We start from the raw sequence: 25,526 nt of genomic DNA, 5'->3' as shown, positions 1-25,526 counted from the left end.
TTCTGCGGTTTTGATCGAGAGCCTCGGAGAATACCTCGAGGCGAGTCACCGTTACCAGTAGTCCTAAGCCTGCCGACGGGCTATTCTGGGTCGAATGTTACTGTCGGGGACGGTTGTCGCTGATTCTGAAACGGTGATCCACGATGGGGCAGTCGTCGTTGAGGACGACGTGATCGTCGCCGTTGGGGAACGAGCAGCCTGTCTCGAGCAGTATCCGGACCACGTCCACGAGACGTACGACGTGCTCATGCCGGGCACTGTCGGGGCCCATGTCCACTCCGTCCAGAGCCTCGGACGGGGGATCGCCGACGACACGGAGTTACTCGACTGGCTTTATGAGTACGTCCTCCCGATGGAGGCGTCACTGTCGGCCGAGGAGATGCGGACGGCTGCCGAACTCGGCTATCTCGAGTTGATCGAGAGCGGGACGACGACCTGTATCGATCACCTCTCGGTTGCCCACGCAGCGGAGGCGTTCGAGGCAGCCCGCGAGCTGGGAATCCGTGGCCGGCTCGGGAAGGTGATCATGGACAAGGATTCACCGCCGGGGCTGTTAGAGGACACTGACGAGGCGCTCGCCGAAAGCGAACGACTCATTCGCCGTTACCACGGTATCGACAACGGTCGAATCCAGTACGCCGTAACGCCGCGATTCGCCGTCAGCTGCACCGAGGCCGCCCTTCGCGGTGCCAGAGAGCTTGCGGACACCTACGACGGGGTAATGATCCACACGCACGCAAGCGAGAACCGCGGCGAGATCGCGGCCGTCGAGGCAGACACCGGCCAGCGGAACATCCACTGGCTCGATGAGGTCGGGCTCACCGGCGAGGACGTCGTTCTCGCCCACTGTGTCTGGACCGACGACTCAGAACGAGCAGTGCTCGCGGAGACCGGGACCAACGTGACTTACTGCCCCTCATCGAACATGAAACTCGCAAGCGGTGTCGCGCCAGTTCTGGATTATCTGGATCGCGGGATCAACGTCGCGCTGGGCAACGACGGACCACCGTGTAACAACACCCTCGATCCATTTACCGAAATGCGTCAGGCCTCGCTGCTCCAGAAAGTCGATCGCCTCGAGCCACAGGCGTTGCCCGCGAAAACGGTGTTCGAGATGGCGACGATAAACGGCGCGCAGGCGGCGGGCTTCGACCACGTCGGCAAACTCCGTGAGGGGTGGTCCGCCGACGTGATCGGCCTCGAGACGGACATCACCCGCGCGACGCCGATCCACGACGTGCTCTCGCATCTGGTCTTCGCTGCTCACGGCGACGATGTGCAGTTCACGATGGTCGACGGCGACGTACTCATGCGCAACGGGGAAGTCCTCGCCGCCGACGCCGCCGCGATCAGAGCACGGGCGCGCGAGTTCGCTGCCGATCTGGATCTCGAGTGAGATCGGCCGGCCACTATCGTTCGATTGCGGTTGGCGAGCGACTCGTGTTGGTCAGCAGTCGAAAATCCAGTTCGACAGCCGACGAATGGAATCGACGATCGTGTTAGAACCCGAGCGAGTCGAGCACGTCGATACTGATGTCTGCAGCCTGGACCAGTTTGTAGCCCAGATAGATGCCGATAATTCCCATTAGCCCCGGCAGCTCCGGCGGGGCTGGGATGGGGACATCGAACAGCGCAAAGAACGCACCGGTGAGCGTACCAGTCAGCAAGCCGAGGAAGATGAGTTGGAGATTCATACCGGTGAGGGGGGTCGGTGACGACAAAAATACACTGACTTGCGCGCCGTCCCCATCGACTCGAGTCTCTGGAGTCGCCTGACTCGAGCCACATAATTCGACATCTGTCGACACTCAGTTTTAATATCGTCGAACTTCTGACCTCGTCGTATGCACCACCGCAGACAGTCACGATCGGCAGTATCGATTCCGGACGACATCGAGTCAGCACAGGCTAAGCTCGTCTATCTCTACCTCTCCGTCTGGCCGAGTGCGACGACTGCGGATCTCTGCACTGCGCTCGAACTCACCACGGGAACCGTCCTCTCGGTCACCAGCACGCTTCGGAGACGGGGCTACCTCGAGCGAACGAATTCGGGGTTCGAGCTTGCCTGCGGTGACTGATCGAAAGCGGAGCAAAACACGGCTGGAAGTTACGATTTAGCGAACGCACGCTTCGAACATTGGAGACACACCCTCCTCCTCAACGCGGGCGGGTGCAGTTTACCCACCGCGAACGAGACAGTCGTGGCGCTGAGCGCCGCTATGAGCGCAGCGCAGATAGTCGGTAACAAAACAGGTTGGTCGCTGAGTTCGGACGCTGGGCTTCGTCTGGAAGCAGCAAGTCCGAGCGCTCGAGTCAGGTCTGGGAGTTCAGAGTTCGATCCGTTCGACTAACTGCTCACGGTTCTCGTTCGTGTTGACTGCCACGATCCGGATCTGTTCTTCGAGTCCAGAGTCGCTCAGTTTCGCTTTCAGCAGGTTGTCGACCTGGTAGACGCCAGCAGCGTTGGTCATGGCGATTTCGACCATCACGGGGCTGGTTTCACCTTCTTGGAGCGTGACGCGGCTGATCGCCTGACTCGAGAGGGTGTTGATACCACGGCCGCCGTGTTCGTAGGGGATCCGCGAACGGCCACGCTCCATGTCGAGGGCGTCAGCGACACGGATAACACCTGCTTCGGTCGTCAGCGGCGTCTCGGAACGGTGGTGACAGAGGATCGCGTGGAGGACTTCGCCTTTCACTCGGACCGATTCGGCGACGTCGTAGAACTCGGGGAGAATGCGATCGAGGATATCCGAGGCCAGCGGAATCGAGTAGTAGGCGTGTTGATCCCGGTGGACGACGTGGCCGACGTCGTGCAGTGTGGCTGCGAGCGCGATGATGACTGACTCGTCTTCCTCAGCCAGGCCCTGCTGGCGCGCGCCGTTGAAATCGACGTCGCCAGCTTTGAGCAGATCGTAGAGACACAGCGCTCGGTTGCGGACGATCTCGATGTGTTTCGTTCCGTGATCGTTGTACTGCATCCGATCGACCGCGTTGACGTTCTGTGCCTCGAGATACGTCTGGATCTCTTCGTCCGCTGCGATGAACTCGAGGACGCGATTGAGTTTCGTATCGGGAAAGTTGTGGGCTGCTTCAGGGGAGTAGACACGACGACCAGCGTCGTCACCGGCAGAATCGCTCATACAGTATCGTCGACAGCGGACTAAAAAAGCCCTACGGCAAGCGACGTTGGGACGGTGAGATAGTACCAACTGCAATGAGTTACACACTGATCGCACGACGGCTGTGCGATCAGGTGTGCAGTGACGTGCAGTGGCTACTATACTGTTGGCCATGCTGACTGCCGGATTTTGATTGACCGAGTGATCGAATCTACTGCCGACTGCCGGACAGTCTGTCTCGAGGAAACCGCGACAAAAATGGCTTCGTGATGGATATCGTTCGCAGGGGTCGTTGCAGCCAGTCGCGTTGGTTAGGCTGCGTCTTCGACAGCGGCCTCGACCTCGTCGTAGTCGGGCTCGACGCCGGGGTCGTCACTGACCCACTCGTAGGTGACCTCTCCATCGCCGTTGATGACGAACACCGAACGCTTGGCGACGCCGTAGACGCCGAGGTCGGCGAAGTCCATCGCGATGTCGTAGTCGTCGATGATCTCTTTGTTGTAGTCGCTGATGAGTCCGAACTCGAGGCCGTTCTGGTCGCGGAACTCGTTCAGTGCGAACGGAGAGTCTCGGCTGACGCCGTAGACGTTGGCATCGAGGTCGTCGAACGCGGCGAGTCGGTCCTGGAACGTACACATCTCGTCGGTACAGACGCCGGTGAACGCGCCCGGGAAAAAGGCGAGGACGATCGGGGACTCGTCTTCGAGCCGTTCTGAGAGGGTAAAGGAGTCGACGTCGCCGTTTGCAAGCGGTGCGGTGAAATCAGGTGCAGTGTCTCCAGTTGCTGGCATCACTGGGCACTTGTGGGTAAACCGGAAAGACAGTTTCGTTCGCGGAACTAAACGCTCTTGAACGATCATGCGAATTGTTACTTTGAGAGCCGAAGACGGCGACCATCTGAGGTGGATCGATCGCTCGAAGTAGTATATATCCCTGCGCCATCCGGTTGTAATTAGCTCGATAGCCCGACTCAAACGGACGTTCGTCAAGACGTGCGCTACTTGGTGGTCCAAAAAGGTTATAATTGCCAGCGGGTAACCCACGTATAGAGATGGTAGCCGAAATCGCACCGCTGTTCATCCCCGGCGTACCCGGGGGTCCGGAACTACTGATCATCCTTTTCATCGCCATTCTGCTGTTCGGGGCCAACAAGATCCCGAAACTGGCCCGGTCGACCGGGGAGGCCATGGGCGAATTCCAGAAAGGGCGTGAAAAGGTCGAAACGGAACTCGAGGAGATGCGCGAATCAGGATTCGAAGAGGACGACGACTTCGAAGAGGGCGAGTTCGACGACGATGACGAGTTCGTCGACACAGAACCCGTCACTGAGGAAAGCGACTCCGAGACCGAAACGGAAACGAAATAACGGATCTTTCTCGAGGGGGCGTGTGGCCTAGCGGAGAGGGCAGAAGGTTCCTAACCTTCTGATCGCGGGTTCGAATCCCGTCACGCCCGTCCGCGACGAACGGACGTGGTTCGAATCCCCGCCAGTCACAGCGTGGACGGAACGCCCGTTTTCGTGACATTCGTACCCCCACACAGCACCCGCTCCTTTGAGATAATCGCATCTAGGATGCTGTGTGTACAAGCTGTGAGCGTCCGGACGGGGTTCGAATGTCGTCTCGTGGACGGCCTTGGCAGTTGGCGGTTGTCGGCCACGCGAGCGAGTCTGGACAAATCCAGTGACAGCGCCACCACGGTCGGTCGTGGCAGTCTCTTCCGCCGATTGACCAGTTCGGTTGCCCGAAGTATTTAACCTCATTTGTGCGTAAGACGAACGTAGTGTTTTGGTCAATGATGACAGTTATCAATATCTGTTGGGTGAGTCGATGAGCGATGAGACGTATCTCGATCGGCTGATCGACGAAGAGCAGTTACGGGCATATCTCGCGGACGCACTTGGCCCGACTGATCGCCTCGAGGTCGAACGGGTGGACGCTGGCCACTCGAACGAGACGCTGTTCGTGACGTGGGGTGAGCAGGAACTGGTCGTTAGGCGACCGCCGCCGGGGAAGACCGCCGACAAGGCACACGACGTGCTTCGGGAACACCACGTCGTCGACGCGTTACAGGAGACGGCCGTGCCCGTTCCACGAACCGTCCTCGCGAGCGACGATCACGAGGTCATGGGGAGTGATTTCTACGTAATGGAGAAACTCGAGGGAGACGTTATCCGGACCGAAGAGCCAGCGTGGCTCGCGCGCCCGGACGCACGCCGACAGCTCAGCACCGAGCTAGTCGACACGCTCGCAGCCATTCACGATGTCGATTACGAGTCCGTCGGGCTCGGTGAGTTTGGCTATCCTGAGGGATTTACACAGCGACAGGTCGATCGGTGGCATGAACAGTTCAAATGGGCACGGGAGACGACAGCTGACCATCGCGACCTCCCGTCGCTCGAGCGGATCACGGAGTGGCTCCAGGCGAACGTCCCCGAGGACCATCCGGAGACGCTCGTCCAGGGCGACTACAAACTGGACAACGTGATGGTCGCTCCCGCAGCCGAGGGGACGGTCGCCAGTGACGACGCGGCCGCCGGGAGCGAGCCGGAGATCATCGCCGTTTTCGACTGGGAGATGGCCACGCTCGGTGACCCATTCACTGACCTCGGCTGGATGCTCTCCTTCTGGCACGACGCGGACGATCCCGAGCCACCGATTCCGGACTTGTACCCGACGCTAACGGCTCGAGACGGCTATCTCTCGCGACAGGAGCTGATCGATCGGTACGAGACGGAGACCGGCTACACGTTTGACGAGCCCCGGTTTTACATCGTCCTCGCGACGTACAAGATGGGTGCACTCGGGGAGATGTTCTTCCGGCGCTATCTCGAGGGCAACAGCGACGATCCGATGTACCCGACGATGGAAGCCGGCGTCCCAGGACTGCTCGAGCAGGCGACAGCGGTCATCGACGGCGAGTACGGGATCTAACCGCTCGTCAGCCAGAGCAACGGTCGCAAAACAGTGTCGAGCCGCCCGAACTGAACGGTCTGATTACCGTGACGTCCAGCCACCGTCGACGGCGAGTACCGAGCCGGTGACGTAGCTCGCGGCGTCGCTCGCGAGGAAGACCGCCGGGCCGGCGATCTCTTCGGGTTCAGCAAAGCGCTCGAGCGGCGTGCGATCGATGATCGATTGGCGGAGGCTCTCGTTTTCCTGCAGGCCTGTGGTGAGCTCCGTCGCGACGTAGCCCGGCGCAATCGCATTGACGCGCACGTCCGGTGCCCAGTCCATCGACATACTCTTTGTGAGGCCGACGAGGCCGTGTTTCGAGGCGACGTAGGGGTGCTGGCGCGGCAGACCGACCAGTCCGCCGACGCTGGCGACGTTGATCACCGAGCCGCCGTCGCTCCCGAGCAGCGAGTCGGCCGCTGCCGTCGTCACCTCGTACGCTCCGTTCAGGTTCACGTCGAGGACTCGATCGAAGCTCTCGGTCGAGACGTCCTCCGGTCGTCCGAGGGCATCACTGGGATTGAAGCCGGCGTTGTTGACGACGACGTCGACGCTGCCGAACTCGCTTTCGGCGCGCTCGATCGCGTTCGCGACGGCATCTGGGTCGGTGACATCGGTCGCGACGGCGAGCGCGTCACCGCCGTCAGCTTCAATTTCGTCGGCCACAGCCTCGATTTCGTCGGTCGAGCGGGCCGATGGGACCACCGTGGCCCCGGCGTTTGCGAGTTCGACGCCGATCGCGCGGCCGATCCCGCGTCCGCCGCCGGTTACCAGTGCGACACGTCCCGAGAGGTCGAAGAGATCACTCATCGTCTATCACCACGTCGATCCGACCGCGTAATCCTTTTTTGTCGAACTTGCCGGTCGACGCCTTCGAAATGGGTTCGACCGCCCTGCTCTCGTCGGTGAGCCACCGATCTGGTGAGTCGAGTTCGTCTGCGAGATGGGGCTGTAGCGCCCTCTCGTTGGTTCGTGAGACGACTCGCGTCCCGTGGCAGCGATCGCCAGAAAGACGGCCGGTGCGTCAGATCGGACATCTTAGGCGACCTCCTCAGGTGAGACGGCGAGGTACTTCTCGAGGAGATCCTCGCGGCTCTGGATCTCCTCGACTGAACCCTCGAAGACGATCGAGCCGGTGTCGATGACGTAGCCCCGTGTCGCCAACTCGAACGCGAAGTTGACGTTCTGTTCGGAGAGCAAGACAGTCACGTCCTCGTCGACGACCGCCTGGAGCATCTCCTGTAAGTCGTCGACGATGACCGGGGCGAGCCCCTCGGTCGGCTCGTCGAGCAAGAGCAACGAGGGACGCTGGACGAGCGCGCGTGCGACTGCAAGCATCTGCTGTTCGCCCCCGCTCAAGTTCTGGGCATCGCTTGTCCGCAACTCGTCGAGGATCGGGAACAGTTCGTACATTTCCTCGATCGGTTTCGGGTCGGCGGCGAGTTTGTGCGCGAGCACGAGGTTCTCCTGAACGGACAACGTCGGGAACACCCGACGGTCTTCGGGCACCAGATTGATGCCGCGCTCGTTTAATTTATCGGGCGATTTGCCGACGATGTTCTCGCCGCGGTAGACGATCGAGCCGCGCCGCGGCGGCGTTACGCCCATAATCGATCGCATCGTCGTCGTCTTCCCGGCCCCGTTGCGGCCGAGCAAAGCGACGACTTCACCCTCCGCAAGCTCGAGTGAGACGCCGTGGAGGACGTGGCTGTTCCCGTAGTACGTGTCGATGTTGTCGAGTTCGAGTACTGTCATACTGCCTCACTCCCCAGGTACGCTTCCGTCACGCGTTTGTCCGAGAGGACCGCCTGTGGGTCGCCGTCCGCGAGGACCGCCCCGTCGGCGAGGACGACGATCCGATCGGAGATGTCGGTAACGACGCTCATGTCGTGTTCGGTGACGACGAACGTCGCGTCGATGTCCTCGTTCAGTTCGTGGATGAGCGAAACGATCTCTTTCGTCTCGGTCGGGTTCATCCCGGCCGTTGGCTCGTCGAGCAAGAACACCGTCGGCTCGATTGCGAGTGCGAGCGCGATCTCGACGTTGCGCTTTTCGCCGTGACTTAGTTTGTCACACGTCACCTCCGCCATGTCGGTGAGGTTCGTGAGTTCGAGCAGTTCATCGACGTCCGCGTTGAGTTGCTCGTCGTTGGCCGCACGCGAACGGATATCGAGCGTCCGCCCCTCGTGGGCGATTCGAGCGACCTGAACGTTCTCACGGATGGTCAGCCGCTCGAAGACGTTCGTGATTTGATACGACCGCGAGAGGCCGCTTTGGGCCACCACGTGGGGCGGTTCGTCCGTAATGTCTTGTAACTCGCCGTCCTTCCAGAGATGGATCGAACCCGATGTCGGCTCGAGCACCCCTGTCAGCAGATTGTAGAACGTCGTCTTCCCAGCCCCGTTTGGGCCGATGATACTGGTGATCTCGTCCTCCTCGAGTTCGAGCGAGACGTCGTTGACGGCGACGAGGTCGCCGAACTGTCTACGAAGATTTTCGGTTTTGAGCACTGTCGTCATTGCTTCCCACCTCCATCGGCAGCGTCGCCTTGTCCCGTCGACGTCAAGCGATCGCCCACCGATCTGAGTTTGTTGCTGACCGATTCACTGACGAACGACGCTGCAGCGCCAGCGCCGTCGCGTTCGTACACCGCCTGGACCTCGAGGAGCCACGCGTGGAGCATGACCAGCCCACCGACGGCACCCTGCTTGAAGTAGAGCACGGTGACGATGAGCATAACCCCGAAGAAGAACTCCCAGTGGGCCTCGAGCGCCGGGAAGCGGCTGATCCCCCAGCGGACGTAGAGGTAAATGAATGCCCCGACGATTGGTCCGGCAAAGAACGTCGCGCCGCCGATGACGGTGGCCACGACGGCGGTTGCACTCTGGGTCCAGTGGGAGTGATACGGCGAGGCGACGCTTGCTAAGCCGGCGATCAGGACGCCGGCAACGCCGACGAAAAACGCCGAGAGGATGAACGTCATCCACCGATGGTGGCGGACGTCGACGCCGAGTGCAGCGGCCCGGTCGGGGCTTTCGCGGATCGACTTACAGATCGTCCCGAACGGTGAGTTGACGATCCGCCAGAGGGCGTACGTCGACGCGAGGACGACTGCCAGCGTCAAATAGTAGTAGACCCGACGATCGCCGAGTCTGAACTCCATCCCACCGAGTTCGACAAGGCCGAGCAGGACGAGCACGCCGTCGGTGCCGTTCGTGAGACCGCCTGGGTTCTGGACGATCAGCGAGAAGCCAAGCATCCCGAACGCGAGTGTGATCAACGCGAAGTAGATCTCCTCGAGTCGGACAGAGAGCCAGCCAACTGGGATCGCGATCAGGACGACCAGTAGGACGCCGACGATGCCGCCGACGACGAAGGTTACGAGCGGCGCGACACCACTGCCGACCGCGTCTGCAACGAGCGGCTGGAGGTCGCGCATGACGATCGCGAGTCCGTAGGAGCCGCCGGCGAAGAACAGCGCGTGGCCGAACGACAGCAGGCCGGTGTAGCCGTACAGGAGGTTAAACGCGAGCGCAAACAGTGCGATGATCAGGAACTCGGTGAACAGGTACACCTGGAAAGAGGGACCGAGTCCGACCAGGACCATCCCAATCAACCCGAGCAGGGTAAATCGCTCTCTGGTCCAGCCGTTCTGGACGGCTTCTCGGCCAAACGTGCCGATCCGTGCGCCGATGCTGCTGTCTTGCGTGCTCATTCACCGAACCCTCCGAACAGCCCTTCTGGACGGAACAGTAACACCAGCACCATCGCGAGGAACGGAATCGCAATGTGGCCGGCTGCCATGAACTGTGGGCCGATCGCTTGCATCATACCGACGAACATCGCGCCGACGAACGCACCGGAGAGCGAGCCGAGCCCGCCGATGACGACGATGATGAACGCGTCGATGATGACCTGATCACCGAGCGCTGGACTGATCGACTGCAGCGGTGCAGCGAGCGCTCCACCGAGGCCGGCGAGGAAGCTCCCGAGGAAGAAGACCCCGGTGTACAGCCGCGGCACATCGACGCCGAGAATCGCCGCCATCTCCCGGTCCGACGACGTCCCACGCACGAGTGCGCCGAAGTACGTCTTCGTAATGAACACCCACAATCCGAGCATGACGACGAACGCGGCACCGATGACGAACAATCGGTAGGCAGGGAACGTGCTGCCGCCAATCGAGACGGAGAAGTCGAGAGCTGCAGGGTAGTCCATTCTCGAGAGTGGCTGCGATCCCCAGACAAACCGGATCGCCTCGTGGATGATGAGGACGAATCCGAACGTAACGATCAGCTGGTCGAGGTCACCCTCGAGTCGACCGTAGAGTGGCCGGATCGTGCTGATCTCGATGAGCACACCGATGATGCCGACGGCCGTTGCGCCGATGATGACCGCGAGCCAGAAGTTATCGATGAGGTTGTTGGTCACGGCCAGTGCGACGTAGGCCCCGATCATGTAGAAGGCCCCGTGCGCGAAGTTTAGGACGCCGAGCACGCCGAAGATTAAACTCAAACCGACGGCGATCAGGAACAGGCGGCTCCCGAGGCTTAGTCCATTGATAACATCTGACAGCCCAATAAAGGCAATTGTATCTAACATTGTTGTAACATTTTCGATGGTATGACTACAGCGACGAAGTGATCAGACTCCCGACGGGAGGTCGGAGTCGCCGAGTGCGTCGTTCACTACGTCTGGTGTGGCTTCGTAGACCTCGACCGGATCGAGGACGTTGCTCTCCCACTCGTCGTCGTAGCTGACTGTGCCCCAGATAGATGGCACGGTCGCCTGGTTCGTTTCCTCGTTGAATCGGTAGTCTCCGACCGGCCCGGAGTGTTCCATGCCGGTTAACGTTTCTACCAGTTCGTCCGGATCGGTACTACTGGCCGATTCGATCGCCTCCTTGTACAGGTAGACTGCTCGGTAGGCACCCTCGGCGTTGTACGTCGGAAGGTTGTCATACTCGTCGTAGTACTGCTCGCGGAACGAACTGTTCTCGTCTGTATCTGGCTCGAACGGATCGTACCGTGTCGATGCGTACTCGCCTTCGACCAGCGGCGATCCATCGGCGGGCAGATCTGTTCCCATACCGACGCTGAAGAGCGTGTGGTCGATCTGATCGAACCAGCCAGCGTCCTCGGCCTGGCCGAGGAACGTCGTCAGGTCGGCTCCCCACAGCGGCGTGATGACGCCGTCAGGCTCTTCATCCATGACCGCGCTGATGTACGGCGAGTAATCACCTGTCTCGAGCCCCGGGTACTGTTCGGTGGTAAACTCCGCGTCAACGCCGAGTCCCTCACAGAACGCCTGGAAGTAATCCCAGGTCTCGTACCCGAACGCGTAGTCCGGCCCGATCGTCGCCCACTCGGTTGCGTCGAGTTCGTCGGCGACACGTGCCGCACCGTAGATGTCCTGTGTGAGATTGTTGGCGTTCCGGAAGACGTATTCGTTGCCAACCGAGTCCTCGTGTTCTCCCTCCGGCGACGTCAGAAACGGCGTCGCTGCGTGTGTAACCATAAACGGCATCTGGAACTCAGCGACCTGTGGTGCCAGCGCCTGTGCGACCCCACTGCTGTCCAACCCGAAGAGGCCGTCGACGCCTTCCTCCTCGATCAGACTCCGCATCTGTCGACCCGCCGTGGTGGCGTCGCCTTCCGTATCCCGGGAGATAATCGTAACCTCTTCGCCATCGATCCCACCGTTGTCGTTGATTTCTTCGACAGCCAGTTCGTAGCCTCGTGCTGCCTCTTCACCGTACAGTGACGCGAATCCCGAGGTGATGTACAGTGCACCGAGCGAGATCCCACCATCGTCGCCGCCACCGAGACAGCCTGCAACCGTCGCGAGTCCGGCACCAGCAGCGGTCGTTTTCAGGAACGTCCGTCGACCAACTCCTGTTTTTCCCGCTGCCACTCGAGAAGTACTACTCTTGTGACCATTAACCATGTTATTGTTACTCATAGACAATCACAGCCACAACACTGTATGGTAAATATAAAAATATTATGTTTACACAGAATGCACATAGGACAGATGACATATATGCAAATATCATTACAACCATCTGCTACGGTCAAACTGTGGCTGCTCTCCGTCAAGTCTTGGGTCGTGTGTCTATACGTACGATACGTCCAGTCTGTCCGTTGTGTGTCTGACCGTAGCAAGTGACACTGTGTGCAGCTAATGACTATATTCAATCATACGTTCGTGTCAGAAACAGTTCCTTTATCCCGCGAAGTTATCAGATGTGGTAATATGCACGTGACTTTTTTGAAGGGGGAAAGATAGGTTGAATTCAATGGCTATTGACGAGGCCGACCAATCAGATGCCGGAAATTTTTCTGAAGACGAGGCATCTGAACCAGCGTCGGCGGATCGAAAATCCCACGAACAGGACTCGGATTCGGGCGTCCGCGTCGGAGAGTATACGTGGGCGGATTTCATGGCAGAACACGGACACGGTGACGAAGTTTCTGCGCTCTACCCGGACCCCGAACCCGAGGTTGACGACCAACTTGGACTCGATACCGACGAAACGGTCGAACCGACGGTCCCTCACGGGGATGACTGGAATCGGGTCGACTTCGACCCCGCTTCCTACCTCGGCAGACATCCAGACACCCTCGAGTCGGTTATCGCTGATCCAGCGAAACCGAACGCCGAAACGCTTCAAGAGGCATTTCTCGAGTACGTCGACCCGGAGACGACACCTGTCACCAAAGACGTCTGGACGTGGGAACACTACAAATGGGAGTACTACTACGAAGACGACGGCTCCCGGCCGCGTGACAGCGATGGCGAGATTATTCGTCACGACGAGGAAGACGCGCTCGGATTCGATCCCGACAGTATCGAACAGCGGCTGTTCGCCGGCGACGAGGCTGCGATGGTTCTGGACGACCTCATCGAGGAACGAACCGTCAACATCCAAGAGGAGCTCGACGAAGACGACTTCTTCTCGACGGCCGCAGGCAACACCACCGTCTCCAATCGCTACGATCTCGAGAAGGCCGTCCCGATGGACAAGAAGACCCACTTTCGGGAGGTCGAGCGCTACTGGGTGAACAAACCCTACGCCTACGTCGTCATCTTCCACTCCGAGAAGGAAAACGAAAAGAAATACTACATGATCGAGCCGTACCGAAACGAGATCGAGCAGGAACTCCAGGAGTTCCTCTCGGGCAAACTTCGGACGGCGATCAAATACTCCGAGGACGGGATCAAAGAGAAAGCAACCGAGGACGGCCGCCGGACGGTTATCGAAGACGAAACCCGACGCCTGCTGAAGCGGTACGACCTCTTCGAAAAATCCGCTGCCGGCACCCAAAAGAACCTCCTCGAGACACTGCAGACGTTGCTCGACGACGACGAAGACGATGTGGACGAGGAGTCTGGACCAACACCGCTCGAGGGCATCTCAGTTCGACCCGAACCCGCGATTCTCGCGGACGATCCGGACACGCTGTCGGAGTATCAGGTCGAGAAGCTCCTCTATCAGCTCAAACGGGACTTCATCGGCTACGAGCGTATCGACGGCATCAAACACGACATCAACGTCGAGGACATCTCCGTCGACGGCTACAACTCCCCGGTTTTCGTCTACCATTCCGAATACGAACAGATTATCTCGAACATCTATCACGGGGAGGACGAACTCGACGACTTCGTGGTCAAACTGGCCCAGCGGTCGGGCAAGGGGATCAGTAAACGGCTCCCACAGGTCGACGCGACCTTGCCAGACGGCTCGCGTGCACAGTTGACACTGGGACAAGAAGTCTCTGACCACGGGACCAACTACACCATTCGGCAGTTCAAGGACGTCCCGTTCACGCCGATCGACCTCATCAACTGGAACACGTTCAGCCTCGATGAGATGGCGTTTCTCTGGCTTGCCATCGAGAACCACAAGAGCCTGATCTTCGCCGGCGGGACGGCATCCGGGAAGACGACATCGCTGAACGCGGTCTCGCTGTTTATCCCCTCGAGTGCGAAAATCGTCTCCATCGAGGACACTCGCGAGGTCGAACTCCCACAGCGTAACTGGATCGCGAGCGTCACCCGTCCCTCCTTCGCCGACGACGAACAGGGTGACGTCGACGAGTTCGACCTGCTCGAGGCCGCACTGCGCCAGCGGCCTGACTACATCGTGATGGGTGAGATTCGGGGTGAGGAAGGCCGGACGCTGTTCCAGGTCATGTCGACCGGCCACACGACGTACACGACGTTCCACGCCGACTCCGTCGACGAAGTCCTCAAACGATTTACGACGGACCCGATCAACGTCTCGAAGACGATGTTCACGGCGCTGGATCTGGTTTCGATCCAGACCCAGACCCGGGTGCAGGGCCGGAAAGTTCGGCGAAACAAATCGCTGACCGAGATCAACCACTACGAGGCCGAACACGACGAAATCAACGTTCAAGACGTCTATCAGTGGCAGGCCGAAACCGACGAGTTCCTCAAGATGGGGGACTCCAACACCTTAGAAGAGATCCAGTTCGACCGTGGCTGGAGCAAAGAGAAACTCGAGGAAGAACTGTTCAAACGCGAGGTTATCATCGCCTACCTCATCAAAAACGGGCTGAACACGTATGCAGAGGTTGCAGCGACGGTTCAGGCGTTTATCAACGATCCGGACACGATCCTGACGCTGATCGCAAACGGCTATCTCGAAGACAGCCTCGAGGACTTACGCGAGATGGAGAGCGTTCTGATTGACGTCGATCAAGAGAAAGAGGAACTCGTGCCCCGGCCGGAGGCGACCGACGAGACCTACAATCTCTCGATGGACCTCTTAGAGCGGGCCGAAGAGTCGTTGTTCGAGGAGTACCGCGGGAAGGTACCAAGCGGCCTCGCAAGCGCACTCAGCGGGGTCGAACAGGAAGAGACGATCGACGTCGACCGCGCCGAAACCGACGAGTTCGAGTTCGCCGGCGAGGTCGACACCAGTGTCGATGAAGACGAGTGGGAACTCGGCGACAGTTCGACTGCGTTCGACACTGCCTCGAGCGAGGACACTGACGAGCCTGCATGGCTCAGTGATGATACCGGGTTCGACATCACTGACGACGGCGAGACGGCTGACTCGAGTCCTGACGATCCGACACCCGAGACGGCGACTGACACGCCGGCCGCTGAGGAAACACTGCCTGCCCCGACAGCAGAACCCGAGTCGGGTGAGGCGACGCCTGAAGCAGACGACGGGCGTCCAGCTGACGAAGAGACAGGAGACGAGCGTCCAGCCGAACTCGAGACCGCAGCCGATTCGTCGGCTGACGACGAACCAGCATCCGCGCCGGCGTCTGGCATTGATTCGGAACCGCCAACGCCTGACGCAGACGCTGGAGATGACTCTACGGACGAGGCGCTTGGTGGCCTCTTTGATGATATCGATGAGACGGTCGACAAACTCGAGGACACAGCCGAGACAGGCCAAAACGACGCTGCCTTCGAATCGGTGTCGCAGGACGACGATTTCGCGTCTATCTTCGACCCCGACTCGGACGACGAGACGGCAGGTGATTTCAGCGACCAACTCGAGACAACCGACGAGAGCGACACCGCAGCAGAGATGGCGAAGGAGAGACCCGATGCCGAAGCAGGCACGGATTCCGGCAGTGTGACTGATTCGAAATCCGACGCCAACGAATCGGAGTCGATCTTCGCCGGCGACTCCGACTCGATCTTCGCCAACGACTCCGACTCGATCTTCTCCGACGACGACGATGAGATAGACGACGGCTCGTTGTTCGACGACAGCAGTGCGCACGCTCAGACCGATAATTCGATTTTCAGACAGCGTGACGAGACTGACGACGACGAGGACACCAGGCTGTTCGACGACAGTGACGAGGAGACCGACTCATGAGCTTACAGACCGACAGCAGTGGCGGCTCCGGCGGGATTTCGGGTGGCTCCGATATCTTAGGAGAGACGTTCTATCCCCTGTACGATCGGTTGTTCAGCGAGGACAGCGAGTTCGTCAGCGACGTCGAGACGAAACTCGCACAGGCTCGGATGACCGATACGGTTGAACTCTATCTCTCCAGAGCACTCGGCATCGGCTTTATCAGCGGACTTGCACTGTGGTTGCTCGGGCTGTTGCTCGGATACGGCCTGTTCGCAACAGGGCTCGTCCAGGTCGACGAAATTCTCGGCATTCCGGTTAGCAGCGAACTGGTCCTCGAACTTATCGAAACGTTCCGAGTGCCGGCGCTCGTTTTCGTCACCGGCCTCATCTTTGGCTCGATCGGTTTCGCACTCGGTTTCGGCTCGCTCGTTGCAATCCCCTACTCGCGTGCCTCGGCCCGTAAACGCGAGATCAACATGTTGCTGACCGACTCGGTCTCGTTTATGTACGCGCTGTCAGTCGGTGGCCTAAACCAACTCGAGATCATCGAGGCGATGGCCCAGGCCGACGACACCTACGGCGAGGTGGCCATGGAGTTTCAGAGCATCGTCAAAGAGACCGAGTACTTCGATATCGACTACCGAACCGCGATCAGAAAACAGGCCCTCGAGACGCCGAGTGACGAGCTGTCGCAGTTTCTGACGGACATGCTCTCGATCGTCAACAGCGGCGGTGACATGGAGAGCTTTCTGGAAGACAAGAAAGAAAAGCATCTGCGGACTGCAAAGCAAGAACAGGAACTCACACTCGAGACGCTCGAGCTGTTCGGCGAGATGTACATGACGCTGTCGCTGTTTCCGCTCTTGCTGATCATCATCATGGTCGTCATGCAGATGATCCCCCAGGCGGAGGTGACGGATCAGATGCTGTACATGACCGTTTACGGGCTGATTCCACTGACCGGAATCGGCTTTCTCGTGTTAGTCTCGACGGTCAAACACGACGAGCCGGGTGATGGCTACCTCTCGATGGGGAACACAGAACAGCGGACTGAGACCCAACGAGATCAGGGCGTGTTAAATCTCGGCCTCATCGAGCAGTTCACGGGCGAACGCAGCGTCTTTGACCGCATCAAAAACCGGGAGGGGACCTATGAGACGAAGGAAGTCCTCCGTAGGCCACATATTTTCTTCCGGGACAACCCCCTCTTTACGCTCGCGCTGACGCTGCCCGCATCGCTCGTGATCGTCACCATGGCGATGGTCAACGGCTCGGCGCCCACCTCGTGGGACCAGCTTCTTGGCAACGCCGTCTGGGGGACGTTCATCTACGTCTACGTCCCGCTGTACATCATGGCGATTCCGCTGGCGATCTTCCGCGAGTGGAACGTCCGGCACAGAAACGCCGTCGTCAGCCAGCTCTCTGAGGACCTCCGCAAACTCTCGAGTTCGAACGACACCGGGCTGACGTTGCTCGAGTCGCTCAAGGCCGTCTCGGAGACGACCAGCGGGAAACTGGCTCGTGAGTTCGAGGTGATGCACACGAAGGTCAACTACGGAACGAGCCTGAAACAGGCGTTCATCGAATTTAACAACAAATACCACATCCCTCGCCTCGCTCGGACGACCCGACTGATCACGGAAGCCCAAGAGGCGTCGAACCAGATTTCGGACGTCCTCCGGACGGCCGCCCGCGCCAGCGAGAACCACGACGACATCGAACGGGAACGCAAGTCCCGAACCCGGATGCAGGTCGTGATCATCATCATGACGTTCATGACGGTGCTTGCCGTGATTGCGATCCTCAAAACCCAGTTTATCGATACGATGGCTGGCCTCGAGTCCACCGGTGGCGACACGGATGGCGGTGGTGGTGGCGAACTCGCACAGGCCGACCTGAGCGACAACATTCAGGTCGACATGCTCTCGGTGTTGTTCTTCCACGCCGTGACGATGCAGGCGATCATCTCCGGGTTCATCTGTGGCTACATCCGGGATGCCGACCTGCTCAGCGGCCTGAAATACGCCGTTATCCTCGCGACAGTCGCACTCGTGGGCTGGACACTGGTGGCCTGAGATGACTCGGAAACGAACGCAAAACCGGACTGGGCGGGCTCGAGGCCGCCGCCAGCGGACGCTCTCGATCTCGTTGCGTGATCGCGGCCAGACCACACAGGATTTCGCCGTCGGGATCGGCGTGTTCATTCTGGCCGTCGCCTTCGTCTTTACCTTTCTGCCGACGATTCTGACGCCGTTCGATTCGTCAGTCAGCGGCGGACAGACGGCACAGGCGGATCGGATCGCGGATCGGCTGGTGTACCATCTGTCGGATTCGGATACGTCACCGAACGCGATCGATAGCGGCGATTTCAAAGATATCGATGATGTCGACGGTATCCGTGAAATTGTTGGCCTTCGGACCGCAGGCGACCGAGTGAGCGTGCAGATCGAACAGCTCAACGAGAGCGAAACGGTCAACGACATGGTGATCGGAGACCAGTACAACGACCAGTCAGCGGCCAGTTCGGCTCGGATCGTGACACTTGATGATAACCCAGAGGGCTGTGAAACAGCGTGCCGACTCGTCGTGAGGGTGTGGTAACCATGCCTCGAGTCGACTCCACGAACGACAGTGACCGAGGACAGGCCTACACCCTCGAGGGGTTCATCAGTGCCATGATCGTCTTGATGGCAATTCTGTTGGCACTGCAGTCGGTCGTCATCACGCCGACGACGGGTGGGTTGGCAGATCGGACGGCCCAATCACAGGTTCAACAGGAGGCACAGGATGCACTCGTCGTCGCTGCGGCGGCCGACGATGGTGACCTTTCCGAGATGGTTCGCTACTGGGACGAAAATGCAGAAGAGTTCCACAAAGCGAGTGAAGACGACAATGTACGGGGGTACTACAACGCATCAAATCAGACAGAGTTGTATGACGAGTTCGTCCTCGGAGAGATCCTCTCGGACCGGTTCACCGAACGTGGGATGAGTTACAACGTTGAACTCGTCTACTGGAACAAATCTGAAGACGAATACGAAAGCGAGTATCTCGTCTATCAGGGCGAATCCGAAGCGGTGACTGCGAGTTACATGGTGACATTATTTCAGGATGACGAACTGACGGGTGGTCCTGGAACAGTTGATGAAAATGATGACTATCCAATTCCTCGAGCAACTGATGATGACTCCAAGGTCTACAACGTGGTGGAGGTGCGCGTCGCCGTATGGTAACTGATCGCCTTCGAGAATGTCGAGAGCGAGATCGCTCGTGTGAACGCAGTCGAACCGAGCGGGGACAGGTGATCCTCATTGGCGCGCTCGCGCTCGCGTTCATCATCCTCGGCGTCGTCGTCGTGTTTAACGGCGTCGTCTACACCGAGACGCTCTCGTCATCCGAGACGGGCCAGAGTGCGACCACTGCTGAAGCGACCGAACTCGAGGTTCAACAAGGGATCGGATGTCTGATCGACAGGCAGGACGACGACGACCTGCTCGAAGAGAACATCACGGCGTTCAATGATCTGTATCAGAATTCGACTGCCCACTCGAGTCCAGCAGTGGTGAATATCAGCGCGGACGCTGATGAGATCTATGCAGGCGACAATGCGACCGTCACGATCACGTACGACTCGAACGAGCTCCACTACGAACAAGAACGAACGATCAAAGCTAGCGACTGCCCAGAGGACTCATGATCGGACCCAGACACGAGACAGACCGCGGGATGTCGATCGCGCTCACACACGTCCTGACGATCGGGATCACGACGATCCTCATCGCCATGCTGTTGATGTCCGGGAGTACGATGCTCGAGACGGAGACCGAACGGTCGGCACAGACGTCACTCGAGACCGTCGGCGAGCGACTGGCGGGCGAGATCGATAACGTCGATCGGGCCGCCTCCACGGGAGACAGCGTAACGCTCACGGCCGACCATCCACAGACGGTGACGAATTCGCGATACTCCGTCGAGTTACTCCCGAAAAATCAGTGTGACGATGCACCCTTGCTTGATGGAGACGAACCCTGTCTCAAACTCTCGGCCTACGATGTCGACGTGACGGTGTACGTCCCGGTCGCGATCGATGCAGACATTGATGACGAGCAGTCGGCACCGGGCGGTTCGATCGAAATTAGCTCCGACGGCAACAAGATCGAACTCACGGAGGCAAACCGATGATCGACCGCCGGACCGATTCGAGAGCGACTAACCGGGCAGTCTCCGAAGTCGTCGCCTTCGTCCTCGTCTTCGCGATTATCCTCGGCTCGGTTGGCATCCTGTATTCGACCGGGTTTCAGGCGATGGACGACTATCAGGAAAACGAACAGCTCGTCAACGCCGAGCGGGCGATGGACGCGCTTGCGGACAACTTCAACGACGTCATCCGATACAGCGGCGTCAATCAGCGCTATGGTGAACTCTCGCTTCGGGATGGGGCGGTCAGGACCAGCGATAGTGGAACGAAACTAAACATCACGATAGGTGATACAGACAACGATCCACTCGGGATCGGAGATAATGATGCTGATCGGTTCTCTCACTACGGTACTGAGGCGACGGTTGATCTTGGCGAGTTTATCTATACCTCCGACGGCGAGCGAATCGCCTACGAAGGTGGTGGCCTCGTCCGCGGCGACGACTCTGAGGACTGGAGTCTCGTTCGTAAACAGCCGCACATAACGTGTGCTGAAGACAGAGAAGCAGCGATCATCTCGCTCGTTGCGATTTCGGCGGACGACCGATCGGTCCAGAGCAGCAGCGGACTGGGCGTCACGATGTCCGTCGAAAACCGCAGTAGTGCAGTTTACACCGACGTTGACAGCGTGACCATCTCTATCGACGACGGTGATACCAAATACAACGACGCGTGGAACTCGACTCTGGACACAGACCGTGGCTGGACGGACAAGGAGAGTGGTGATGATGTCAAACGAACATGTAATTACGACGACCTCGAGCGAGTCGTCGTCACCATCGTCGAAGTCGACCTCGAGTACTAACTGTTACAGCTTATTCTTGCTCCCAGTCGCCGGTCAACATCGCTCGCAAGCCGGCTCGAGTCACGAGCGCTTCGACGCGAGCGGCATGGTCGTCGACGGTTCCGGCGGTCTCGAGATAGAGCCCGTTCGAGAGCTGCTGTGGCGCAGTCATCGGCGAGCCATCGGCGTGTGTTGGTGAGTCGTTCAGGATAGTACGGTCGTCGGCCGTCTCGTCGGGCTGCCAGGGCACTGACACGCCAGAAAGGCCACGGTCGAAAAGGTACTCCGCAGTGCCGAGCAACGCCTGTGCTGAACTCGAATGGCCGATAGCGCCGATTGAGGTGTGGTCGTTGAAAAACCGGATGACGTACTCGCCGTCGTCAGTAGACCCTGACTCGCCCGAGTCCTCGACGTTGCGCTCTCTCGGCGTCGGTGAATCGGTGTCGGCGGCGTCGGCTCTGGAGTCGCCACTGGAACCACTCGAGTCCGTTTCGGGTTGGTCCGATGGTCCTGTGTCGGAACTGGAAGCACCAGCGGTGTCATCACGTGATGGTTCGGTTTCGGTCATCGGCTGCTGATCGACGGGAGAGTCGTCCGAAATATCGGTTTCGGAAAACCGAACCGAGACGTCCGTGGGGCTGGACGACTCGAGGTCACCAGCGACAGGCCCGCGAGTGTCATCCGCAAACGAGGCGACGAGTTGCTCGAGGAATCGTTCGGTGGCAGATTCGAACTCCGTGGTGTACACGTCGCCCTGTTCGGTTGCGTTCGTGAGGGCTGTGACGATCGACTCGAGGAGTGCCGGCCGCTCGACGGCGAGTTGGCGGGCGACGAATGCACGGGAGTGGCGCTCGAGGCGACGCGAAACCGCCGCCTGTGTGTAATGTGTGAGTGCGGATTCGTGGTCGGAAAGCGACGACAGCTGGCATGCGAGCTGTTCGACATCGGTTGTGCCGGCGAGGAAGAGAAACGTCTCGCCGTTGGTGTAGATTGCGCGGTCGACGCCTGTCCAGGCCATCGTCTCGAGAAGCGCCACGGCGCGGGATTTGCTCAGTGAGTCGTCGAGCGGTTCGACGGCGACGAACAGCGCTGGGATCCCATCGACCGAGCAGACGTATTCGAGGGCTGTGCCGTCGACGGTCGTATCGGTTACACACGAGTCGGCGTGGATGTCCCAGCCGAGTGTCGCGAGAAAGGGGTCGACGAGCCAGGCACGTGTTTCCCGGCCCGTCGTCGGGGGTGTCGAATCCACGAGCACCCGGGAACGATCGACGAACGCCTGCAGGTCGAGTGCACTCATTGGTGAGTGTTCGGTGTGCCAGTATGTAAGCTCCCGTGTGTGTTTCAACCGCCGTGATCGGCGTCCAGAACGGCTACGGTCTTACGGTCTCGAGTTTGGATTTGGCTGATTACAGGCCAGGCCGTTCGTCTCTGTCGACTCCCGATGATATATCCGGAGTCGACTGTCACGAACGGTGAACGCGGACTTGAGGGTTGGGGGGATCGTTTCAGCCTTCCCGATGACGAGCACGCCGTTTCGGCGGATCGAACGGGCGATCGTCCGAAGCATCGACTGCTTGTACTCGTTGTCGATGTAGATAAACAGGTTCCGGCAGATCACGAGATCGAACCCCGTTTTAGGCTCGTCGTTGATCAGATCATGGCGCTCGAAGGTGACGTTACGTTTGACATCGTCTTTGAGCCGAAACGTGTTGCCGTCTCGATCGACGTATCTGGTGTAGTCGTCGAGGAAGCCAAGTTGCTCATCGAGATCGATGGTTCTGGATGCCTCGTACACGCCACTTTTGGCGGTCTCGAGCGCCGGTTCGCTGATATCAGTCCCAAGAATTGTGACGGCAGATTCGTCGATAAGTGGATCGTCGTGAGCGAGCATCGCGACCGAGTACGGCTCACGGCCGTCAGCACACGCGGCACTCCAGACGCGAACCGTGTCGTTGGCGTCGCTAAGAGACTGCAGTACCTCACGGATTCCCGACCAGACGTCGGGGTTTCGGAAGAAACCGGTGACGTTGATGCTCAGCGCCTCGAGCAGCGCCGTCTGTTCGTCGGGATTAGCTCGAAGCGTGTCGAGGTACTCGGTGTACGTTTCGCTTTGGGTCCGACGCATTCGCGAGGAGATGCGCCGGTCGAGATAGCTATCGTTGTAGTGACTCGTCGCAAACGCCAGTTCGTCCTCGACGTATGCCAACAGCGCATCGAACCCCTCGTTGGTCACAGCTCCGTCACCCCGTGTTCGACGCTTTTGTCAGCGGTTTTGATGATGAGGGTTCCCGTTCCAGGTGTGAACTCGACGGTCCGGCCGTGCTCACCGCCGACGTCTTCGGCAACGAGCGGGACGCCGAGTTTCTCGAGTTCCGCCTTGGCCGCGGTGATGTTTCGCTGGCCAACTCCCTCGCCGAAGCTTTCGAACTCGAACATATCGCTGCCGCCGGCGATTTTCGCTTCAACGGCGGTGTAGTTGGCGCCCTGCTCGACCATCCGTCGAAGCAGTGCCCGAATCGCGGTGTCGGCGTATTTGCCGGGCTTGCGATCGCTGTTTTCGGCAGCATCACCATCCGGTAGCATAACGTGTGCAAGTCCACCGATCTCTCTGTCCGGATCGTACAGCGCGATCGCGAGACACGACCCCAATCCGTAGGATTTGAGCGTATCGTCGCCTTCGCTGACGACCAGCTCGGAGATTCCGACCTGAACCGGTGTCGGTGCACCTGGCTCGCTTCCGTACGTCTTCATGTATTATCGAGTTCCTGAAATTCGGCTGTCGTCGGCGTTTCCTCGATGCGATCGACCTCGAGGTCGTTCAGCGCACGCTCTAAGTCGTTTTCGTCCGGGATCGCGTACACTTCACAGTCGAACTCACGGCCGTCGGCCATGACAACGGTGTCGAAGACGAACGTGAACTCTTGGTTCTCGCCGAGCTGGATGATCACGGGATCGACCGCTGCGGCGCCGATGTCGTGAATAAACTCCGGTGGGGAGTGGTCGATCGTCGTATCCAACACGTTCGCCCAGCCATCGAGGAAGCCACTGGCCATGATGTTGCCGAGTTCTTTGATCGCGCTCGTCCCCATCTCGCCGAACCCGTCTTCGTCGACAGCCATCGGAACCATCGCATCGACGATCTCGTGGGCGGACTCTTCGTCGAACAGGAAGAGAAGGTAGCCGCTTGGCATCCCATCGAACTCGAAGGCGACGCCGACGAGCGTTTCGTCCGGAAGCTGTTGGGGGATCGCCTCGAGTGAGACGAAGTTCAGCCGTCGAATATCGACGCTGGTTTCGATACCAGTCAGCGTCGTGGCTGTGTTGGCGATCTCTTCGGCGCCGCGTTCAGCCATGCGGTCGAAGCCATCGAGTTTATCATACTCGATGCCACCGCTCGTTCGCAGTCGATCGAGCAGCGACGCCATCGACGCCCGCTTCGGGAAGAGGTAGTGGCTGAAGCCGATTTCAGTCCCGACGGTTTCGATCTGGCTCTGGAAGAGCAACGCGAGGTCATCGTCGTCAGGCGTCTCCTCGATGTCGCCGAAGAAGAGTTCTGCAGACTGTCCTTCGACGAACTCGGGGGTTGAGACGTCGATCACTGCTTCCAGCACGTCGGCCCAGCCATCGACGAACCCGCTGTTCATGATGTGTCCGACTTCGGTCGCAGCGCTTTGTGTCATTTCATCGAACTCGCCGTCGACGTCAACAGCGTCGTCAGAGCCCGACTCCGAGAGCAGGGTTTCGATGATGCGAAACGCGTTCTCCCGTTCGAAGACGATCATCGAGTAGCCCTCGATCGCACCGGTCAGTTTGACACGGACGCCGACTTTCTCCGTCGAGTCCTCGAACTCTCGGCGGATCTCCTCGCCGCGCATGAAGTTGAGTTTCGTGACGCCGACCTGTGTCTCGACGCCGGTCATATGCGTCAACCGGCCAGCGGCGAGTCCGGCACCCTCTCGAGCCATTCGGTAGAACGTTCCGAGTGCGTTGACGTCGAGTTTCATGTCGTCGGCGTTTCCATGTTGTTGACCATTTCGACGAACTCCGCTAACTCGGGGAAGGCGTATATCTCGGCCTCGATCTGATAGCTTGGGACGGTCAGATCGGAGTCGAAAAACAGCGCGAGATCGTCGCCACCGAGCCCGGCCGTCCGGGTGACGATCTCCCCTGTCTGTGCATAGACGAGTTGGGGGGCTGCGATGTCGATCGCGCGACCGAGGACATCGGCCCAGCCGTCGATGAAGCCACTCGCCATCATGTTCCCCATCTCTTCGACGGCGCTTCTGGCCATCTTACCCGAGACGTCGGAGATGTCGTCGACGACGTCACGAAGCATGATCGCCGTGATTTTCTTTGCACTCGCCTCGGGGAAGAGGATGAGGATGTGTCCGTGTGGCGGATCGAGCAATCGGACGCGAACACCGACTCGCTTGCCTGGATCGAGCTGTGATCCGATGTCGTCGATGTCGATGAAGTTCGTTTTCGTGACCTCCATCTGGGCGTTCTCGCCCGTTAGCTTGCTCATGTTGTCGGCGACGCCGTTCGTCCCGACTTTTGCCATTTCATTGATAAGACTCAACTTTCGAATGTCGACCATTAGCGTCATGGATTCCTC

At 59.3% G+C, this 25,526-nt stretch carries 25 protein-coding genes and 1 tRNA gene; 12 read left to right on the top strand and 14 right to left on the bottom strand.

Features of this window, described 5'->3' with window-relative positions:
• Nucleotides 1-94 precede the first annotated feature (94 nt).
• The gene (locus ACERJA_RS03255) at nt 95-1,396 is read left to right on the top strand and encodes a 5'-deoxyadenosine deaminase (protein WP_373606853.1); all 1,302 of its coding nucleotides are present in this window, start codon (nt 95-97) and stop codon (nt 1,394-1,396) included.
• Nucleotides 1,397-1,499: 103 nt separating this feature from the next.
• Here the strand turns inward: ACERJA_RS03255 and ACERJA_RS03250 are convergent, their stop codons facing one another.
• Nucleotides 1,500-1,694, bottom strand: a complete 195-nt coding sequence (locus ACERJA_RS03250; RefSeq protein WP_006066647.1) for a XapX domain-containing protein — start codon at nt 1,692-1,694, stop codon at nt 1,500-1,502.
• 150 nt (nt 1,695-1,844) lie between these two features.
• Between ACERJA_RS03250 and ACERJA_RS03245 the strand changes: the two genes are divergently transcribed.
• A complete protein-coding gene (locus ACERJA_RS03245; protein ID WP_006066648.1) occupies nt 1,845-2,078 on the top strand; it encodes a hypothetical protein in 234 nt (77 codons plus the stop codon).
• Nucleotides 2,079-2,327: 249 nt separating this feature from the next.
• Here the strand turns inward: ACERJA_RS03245 and ACERJA_RS03240 are convergent, their stop codons facing one another.
• Nucleotides 2,328-3,143 (bottom strand): HD domain-containing protein, encoded by an 816-nt coding sequence (locus tag ACERJA_RS03240; RefSeq protein ID WP_373606852.1) that lies wholly within the window; start codon nt 3,141-3,143, stop codon nt 2,328-2,330.
• A gap of 290 nt (nt 3,144-3,433) precedes the next feature.
• Nucleotides 3,434-3,913, bottom strand: coding sequence for a redoxin domain-containing protein (locus tag ACERJA_RS03235; protein WP_006066650.1), 480 nt, complete (start codon nt 3,911-3,913; stop codon nt 3,434-3,436).
• 260 nt (nt 3,914-4,173) lie between these two features.
• Between ACERJA_RS03235 and tatA the strand changes: the two genes are divergently transcribed.
• The 3 genes from tatA (at nt 4,174) to ACERJA_RS03220 (ending at nt 6,055) form a co-directional block, all read left to right on the top strand.
• The gene (gene tatA / locus ACERJA_RS03230) at nt 4,174-4,488 is read left to right on the top strand and encodes a twin-arginine translocase TatA/TatE family subunit (protein ID WP_373606851.1); all 315 of its coding nucleotides are present in this window, start codon (nt 4,174-4,176) and stop codon (nt 4,486-4,488) included.
• 16 nt (nt 4,489-4,504) lie between these two features.
• Nucleotides 4,505-4,577, top strand: a tRNA-Arg gene (locus ACERJA_RS03225).
• A 374-nt stretch (nt 4,578-4,951) separates the two neighbouring features.
• A complete protein-coding gene (locus ACERJA_RS03220; RefSeq protein ID WP_373606850.1) occupies nt 4,952-6,055 on the top strand; it encodes a phosphotransferase family protein in 1,104 nt (367 codons plus the stop codon).
• A gap of 63 nt (nt 6,056-6,118) precedes the next feature.
• On the opposite strand, the gene ACERJA_RS03215 is transcribed toward ACERJA_RS03220, so the two are convergent.
• The 6 genes from ACERJA_RS03215 to ACERJA_RS03190 form a co-directional block, all read right to left on the bottom strand.
• Nucleotides 6,119-6,886, bottom strand: a complete 768-nt coding sequence (locus tag ACERJA_RS03215) for an SDR family NAD(P)-dependent oxidoreductase (RefSeq protein ID WP_373606849.1) — start codon at nt 6,884-6,886, stop codon at nt 6,119-6,121.
• Nucleotides 6,887-7,114: 228 nt separating this feature from the next.
• Complete coding sequence (locus ACERJA_RS03210; RefSeq protein ID WP_373606848.1) at nt 7,115-7,831, bottom strand: ABC transporter ATP-binding protein; 717 nt, start codon at nt 7,829-7,831, stop codon at nt 7,115-7,117.
• Nucleotides 7,828-8,595 (bottom strand): ABC transporter ATP-binding protein, encoded by a 768-nt coding sequence (locus ACERJA_RS03205; protein WP_373606847.1) that lies wholly within the window; start codon nt 8,593-8,595, stop codon nt 7,828-7,830. The genes ACERJA_RS03210 and ACERJA_RS03205 overlap by 4 nt, the downstream gene beginning before the upstream one ends.
• On the bottom strand, nt 8,592-9,791 hold the full coding sequence (locus ACERJA_RS03200; RefSeq protein ID WP_373606846.1) for a branched-chain amino acid ABC transporter permease: 1,200 nt from the start codon (nt 9,789-9,791) through the stop codon (nt 8,592-8,594). Before ACERJA_RS03200 ends, ACERJA_RS03205 begins: the two co-directional genes overlap by 4 nt.
• Nucleotides 9,788-10,678 carry a branched-chain amino acid ABC transporter permease gene (locus ACERJA_RS03195; protein ID WP_373606845.1) on the bottom strand — a complete coding sequence of 297 codons (891 nt, stop codon included), beginning with the start codon at nt 10,676-10,678 and terminating at the stop codon, nt 9,788-9,790. The genes ACERJA_RS03200 and ACERJA_RS03195 overlap by 4 nt, the downstream gene beginning before the upstream one ends.
• Nucleotides 10,679-10,720: 42 nt before the next feature.
• Nucleotides 10,721-12,022, bottom strand: a complete 1,302-nt coding sequence (locus ACERJA_RS03190) for an ABC transporter substrate-binding protein (protein ID WP_373607447.1) — start codon at nt 12,020-12,022, stop codon at nt 10,721-10,723.
• Between the two features lie 352 nt (nt 12,023-12,374).
• Here ACERJA_RS03190 and ACERJA_RS03185 point away from each other — a divergent pair, with 352 nt between their 5' ends.
• From ACERJA_RS03185 to ACERJA_RS03155, 7 genes are read left to right on the top strand one after another with little or no spacing between them, the layout of a single operon-like run.
• Nucleotides 12,375-15,944, top strand: a complete 3,570-nt coding sequence (locus ACERJA_RS03185) for an ATPase, T2SS/T4P/T4SS family (protein WP_373606844.1) — start codon at nt 12,375-12,377, stop codon at nt 15,942-15,944.
• Nucleotides 15,941-18,001: a type II secretion system F family protein gene (locus tag ACERJA_RS03180; protein ID WP_373606843.1), complete on the top strand. Its 2,061-nt coding sequence runs from the start codon at nt 15,941-15,943 to the stop codon at nt 17,999-18,001. Before ACERJA_RS03185 ends, ACERJA_RS03180 begins: the two co-directional genes overlap by 4 nt.
• A 1-nt stretch (nt 18,002) precedes the next feature.
• The gene (locus tag ACERJA_RS03175) at nt 18,003-18,527 is read left to right on the top strand and encodes a hypothetical protein (protein ID WP_373606842.1); all 525 of its coding nucleotides are present in this window, start codon (nt 18,003-18,005) and stop codon (nt 18,525-18,527) included.
• Between the two features lie 2 nt (nt 18,528-18,529).
• Nucleotides 18,530-19,159: a hypothetical protein gene (locus tag ACERJA_RS03170; RefSeq protein ID WP_373606841.1), complete on the top strand. Its 630-nt coding sequence runs from the start codon at nt 18,530-18,532 to the stop codon at nt 19,157-19,159.
• Nucleotides 19,153-19,623, top strand: coding sequence for a hypothetical protein (locus ACERJA_RS03165; protein ID WP_373606840.1), 471 nt, complete (start codon nt 19,153-19,155; stop codon nt 19,621-19,623). The genes ACERJA_RS03170 and ACERJA_RS03165 overlap by 7 nt, the downstream gene beginning before the upstream one ends.
• Nucleotides 19,620-20,108, top strand: coding sequence for a hypothetical protein (locus ACERJA_RS03160; protein ID WP_373606839.1), 489 nt, complete (start codon nt 19,620-19,622; stop codon nt 20,106-20,108). The genes ACERJA_RS03165 and ACERJA_RS03160 overlap by 4 nt, the downstream gene beginning before the upstream one ends.
• Complete coding sequence (locus ACERJA_RS03155) at nt 20,105-20,929, top strand: hypothetical protein (protein WP_373606838.1); 825 nt, start codon at nt 20,105-20,107, stop codon at nt 20,927-20,929. Before ACERJA_RS03160 ends, ACERJA_RS03155 begins: the two co-directional genes overlap by 4 nt.
• A 10-nt stretch (nt 20,930-20,939) precedes the next feature.
• Here the strand turns inward: ACERJA_RS03155 and ACERJA_RS03150 are convergent, their stop codons facing one another.
• From ACERJA_RS03150 to ACERJA_RS03130, 5 genes are all read right to left on the bottom strand, one after another.
• Nucleotides 20,940-22,208: a hypothetical protein gene (locus ACERJA_RS03150; RefSeq protein ID WP_373606837.1), complete on the bottom strand. Its 1,269-nt coding sequence runs from the start codon at nt 22,206-22,208 to the stop codon at nt 20,940-20,942.
• 81 nt (nt 22,209-22,289) lie between these two features.
• A complete protein-coding gene (locus ACERJA_RS03145; RefSeq protein WP_373606836.1) occupies nt 22,290-23,144 on the bottom strand; it encodes a protein-glutamate O-methyltransferase CheR in 855 nt (284 codons plus the stop codon).
• Entirely contained in the window at nt 23,141-23,662 is a 522-nt protein-coding gene (locus ACERJA_RS03140) for a chemotaxis protein CheD (protein WP_373606835.1), read from the bottom strand. The genes ACERJA_RS03145 and ACERJA_RS03140 overlap by 4 nt, the downstream gene beginning before the upstream one ends.
• Nucleotides 23,659-24,915, bottom strand: a complete 1,257-nt coding sequence (locus ACERJA_RS03135) for a chemotaxis protein CheC (RefSeq protein ID WP_373606834.1) — start codon at nt 24,913-24,915, stop codon at nt 23,659-23,661. The genes ACERJA_RS03140 and ACERJA_RS03135 overlap by 4 nt, the downstream gene beginning before the upstream one ends.
• Nucleotides 24,912-25,517, bottom strand: coding sequence for a chemotaxis protein CheC (locus ACERJA_RS03130; RefSeq protein ID WP_049889838.1), 606 nt, complete (start codon nt 25,515-25,517; stop codon nt 24,912-24,914). The genes ACERJA_RS03135 and ACERJA_RS03130 overlap by 4 nt, the downstream gene beginning before the upstream one ends.
• Nucleotides 25,518-25,526: the final 9 nt, after the last annotated feature.

The organism is Natronorubrum sp. A-ect3 (assembly GCF_041821125.1).
Lineage (GTDB): Archaea > Halobacteriota > Halobacteria > Halobacteriales > Natrialbaceae > Natronorubrum > Natronorubrum bangense.
This window is presented reverse-complemented; position numbering and strand designations above follow the sequence as displayed.

Bases quoted from the DNA above. Each gene is read 5' to 3' on its own strand.
- ACERJA_RS03255 (WP_373606853.1), top strand. From the start codon at position 95: ATGTTACTGTCGGGGACGGTTGTCGCTGATTCTGAAACGGTGATCCAC.
- ACERJA_RS03250 (WP_006066647.1), bottom strand. From the start codon at position 1,694: ATGAATCTCCAACTCATCTTCCTCGGCTTGCTGACTGGTACGCTCACC.
- ACERJA_RS03245 (WP_006066648.1), top strand. From the start codon at position 1,845: ATGCACCACCGCAGACAGTCACGATCGGCAGTATCGATTCCGGACGAC.
- ACERJA_RS03240 (WP_373606852.1), bottom strand. From the start codon at position 3,143: ATGAGCGATTCTGCCGGTGACGACGCTGGTCGTCGTGTCTACTCCCCT.
- ACERJA_RS03235 (WP_006066650.1), bottom strand. From the start codon at position 3,913: ATGCCAGCAACTGGAGACACTGCACCTGATTTCACCGCACCGCTTGCA.
- tatA (WP_373606851.1), top strand. From the start codon at position 4,174: ATGGTAGCCGAAATCGCACCGCTGTTCATCCCCGGCGTACCCGGGGGT.
- ACERJA_RS03220 (WP_373606850.1), top strand. From the start codon at position 4,952: ATGAGCGATGAGACGTATCTCGATCGGCTGATCGACGAAGAGCAGTTA.
- ACERJA_RS03215 (WP_373606849.1), bottom strand. From the start codon at position 6,886: ATGAGTGATCTCTTCGACCTCTCGGGACGTGTCGCACTGGTAACCGGC.
- ACERJA_RS03210 (WP_373606848.1), bottom strand. From the start codon at position 7,831: ATGACAGTACTCGAACTCGACAACATCGACACGTACTACGGGAACAGC.
- ACERJA_RS03205 (WP_373606847.1), bottom strand. From the start codon at position 8,595: ATGACGACAGTGCTCAAAACCGAAAATCTTCGTAGACAGTTCGGCGAC.
- ACERJA_RS03200 (WP_373606846.1), bottom strand. From the start codon at position 9,791: ATGAGCACGCAAGACAGCAGCATCGGCGCACGGATCGGCACGTTTGGC.
- ACERJA_RS03195 (WP_373606845.1), bottom strand. From the start codon at position 10,678: ATGTTAGATACAATTGCCTTTATTGGGCTGTCAGATGTTATCAATGGA.
- ACERJA_RS03190 (WP_373607447.1), bottom strand. From the start codon at position 12,022: ATGGTTAATGGTCACAAGAGTAGTACTTCTCGAGTGGCAGCGGGAAAA.
- ACERJA_RS03185 (WP_373606844.1), top strand. From the start codon at position 12,375: ATGGCTATTGACGAGGCCGACCAATCAGATGCCGGAAATTTTTCTGAA.
- ACERJA_RS03180 (WP_373606843.1), top strand. From the start codon at position 15,941: ATGAGCTTACAGACCGACAGCAGTGGCGGCTCCGGCGGGATTTCGGGT.
- ACERJA_RS03175 (WP_373606842.1), top strand. From the start codon at position 18,003: ATGACTCGGAAACGAACGCAAAACCGGACTGGGCGGGCTCGAGGCCGC.
- ACERJA_RS03170 (WP_373606841.1), top strand. From the start codon at position 18,530: ATGCCTCGAGTCGACTCCACGAACGACAGTGACCGAGGACAGGCCTAC.
- ACERJA_RS03165 (WP_373606840.1), top strand. From the start codon at position 19,153: ATGGTAACTGATCGCCTTCGAGAATGTCGAGAGCGAGATCGCTCGTGT.
- ACERJA_RS03160 (WP_373606839.1), top strand. From the start codon at position 19,620: ATGATCGGACCCAGACACGAGACAGACCGCGGGATGTCGATCGCGCTC.
- ACERJA_RS03155 (WP_373606838.1), top strand. From the start codon at position 20,105: ATGATCGACCGCCGGACCGATTCGAGAGCGACTAACCGGGCAGTCTCC.
- ACERJA_RS03150 (WP_373606837.1), bottom strand. From the start codon at position 22,208: ATGAGTGCACTCGACCTGCAGGCGTTCGTCGATCGTTCCCGGGTGCTC.
- ACERJA_RS03140 (WP_373606835.1), bottom strand. From the start codon at position 23,662: ATGAAGACGTACGGAAGCGAGCCAGGTGCACCGACACCGGTTCAGGTC.
- ACERJA_RS03135 (WP_373606834.1), bottom strand. From the start codon at position 24,915: ATGAAACTCGACGTCAACGCACTCGGAACGTTCTACCGAATGGCTCGA.
- ACERJA_RS03130 (WP_049889838.1), bottom strand. From the start codon at position 25,517: ATGACGCTAATGGTCGACATTCGAAAGTTGAGTCTTATCAATGAAATG.